The sequence below is a fragment of the Ferrimicrobium acidiphilum DSM 19497 genome (assembly GCF_000949255.1).
Lineage (GTDB): Bacteria > Actinomycetota > Acidimicrobiia > Acidimicrobiales > Acidimicrobiaceae > Ferrimicrobium > Ferrimicrobium acidiphilum.
Genome location: NZ_JXUW01000060.1, coordinates 1 through 1,997, shown reverse-complemented (window position 1 = coordinate 1,997; position 1,997 = coordinate 1). Strand labels below are relative to the sequence as shown.

2 protein-coding genes are annotated in these 1,997 nt (G+C 55.6%); both read left to right on the top strand.

Going from position 1 to position 1,997, the window contains the following annotated elements; translation table 11 throughout:
- The coding region (locus tag FEAC_RS14350; RefSeq protein WP_152623300.1) for a zinc ribbon domain-containing protein at positions 1–1,467 on the top strand (1,467 nt) is incomplete at its 5' end.
- 76 nt (positions 1,468–1,543) lie between these two features.
- On the top strand, positions 1,544–1,997 hold a 454-nt coding region (locus tag FEAC_RS14345; protein WP_152623299.1), incomplete at its 3' end, for a Druantia anti-phage system protein DruA.

The following is a 1,997-nucleotide window of genomic DNA, read 5'->3' as shown; positions in this document are numbered from 1 at the left end:
GTGGATACCTGCATTCGCCACATCGAGTCCTGTTTTGCCAGAGCTGACATCAAAGCAAAGACATGGCGGCAATTCACAGACGAGAACGAGAGGCACTATGCCTACGCCTGTCTCGCCCGATACTCGGCCATTGGGCAGATCATGGGTGGTGGTATACCAGAGATTCCAACGGTGGCTATCCCTCCTGACGCGAGAGCGAAGATAGCCTCGTACCTACACCGTGTCATTCGTGATGCGCTCGGTAGTAGCTGGCCAACCGTCGTCAAGGCTCGCTCTATGTCTTTGGACTCTAGCTTGTACTCTGTGGTCGACAATGAGACAGCCAAAGGCAAAACCAGACGCTACGTCAAAGTCATTAGCTCAACCCGCAACAAGCGCATCTCACTACCGCTGTCTGGGATCTCTCGGGTGTCGGGAAACATCAGGGTTGTACTAGACGAAGAACACAAGCGAGCCTTCATCCACGTAATCTACGACGTTGCACGCCTACCCAAGGCAACCGGCCCCGCCGTGGCTCTTGACTGGGGGATCACCGAGGTCTGTACTGATAGCTCGGGAGTCCATCACGGCAACGAGTATGGCCGAGCACTTAGGTCTATGGCCGAGCGCCGGAACAAGACCGGCAAGGCGAGAAATAAGCTTCACGCACTGTCAAAGAGAGATGCTGGCTCTAGGCGAACCAAGCACATCGCACGCAACAACTTGGGTACAAAGAAGCAGCAGGCTCGCACGAGACGTGCAAGAGCGCAGCTCAAGACCATTTCCGGCGCTGCAATCAAGGAGGTGGTCTATGGAGACGGGAACAGAACCAGAGCCAAGAAGCGAGTCCCCCAACTTCCATCACAGCGGCCAAGAGAGATCATCATCGAAGACCTCTCTCGCTTGCAAGGTAAGGCCAGGTCTAAGAACATCTCTCGACTCTGCTCATCATGGGCAAGGAACGAGAACCAAGAACGCATTACGGTACATGCCTATGTCGGAGGTTCCGGCATTAAAACGGTCAACGCGGCCTACAGCAGCCAAACATGTCCTGATCCAGGGTGTGGGTATGTCCATAGTGACAACCGATACGGGGATGTGTTTCACTGTCGCAATCCCTATTGGGATTGTAACTGGCAGGGTGATGTAGATCACGTAGCTGCCATGAACCTACTCAACAGGATCGAAGATCACGAGATCAACCGGTTCACTCCCTATGGGGAAGTGAAGAAGATCCTTGACGAGAGGTTCCTACGCCGACTGGAAAGCCGAGTTGGAGCACGTATCGTCCCTTTGGGGACCACCGGCAACGGTGTCCGAGGTACGTGTGTTGAAGACGGAGCTACCGCTCACGGCAGGACTCCAAGCATACTACGACAACCCAAGTTGGACGTGGGAGGTGGCCAACCACCGACTCGCCCTAGTTCTGTCCCTGTGGATAGGGCAGAACACGCAAAGGCGGCTGGAGAGCGCACGGCCTTTTCATAGTCGAAGCCCTATGGCTGTGACCTGCAGTGTTATGTGTCGATTGGCGCGTTCGTCCTGGTAATGCTAAGTTCATCGGATGCGAGATGAGTGGTTTGTGGGATTGAGCGTTGCTCCGATAAGCGTCGGTGACGCCAATAGGTTCGATGCGGAACTCGACGAGCATCACTGGCTTGGCCACCGGATGGTCGGTGAGACGATGCGCTATGTAGCGACGGACTCCTGTGGCGGGTGGGTAGCACTGCTCGGGTTCGCGTCACCCGCACTATCGTGTGGACCTCGTGATCGGTTCATCGGCTGGACGAGAGATCTCCAGCAACGCAGGTTACGTTTCGTCGCATCGAACCAACGATTCTGTATTCTGCCTGCTGGGAGGCGTCCCAACACTGCATCCGCTGTGATGTCGAAGACGCTGCGACGTTTGAGTGCAGACTGGGTTGATACGTGGGGCCACCGGGTGCTCTTGGTTGAGACGTTTGTCGACCCCTCCCGCCACATCGGGACTTGTTATGGTGCTTCTTCGTTCCTTTACC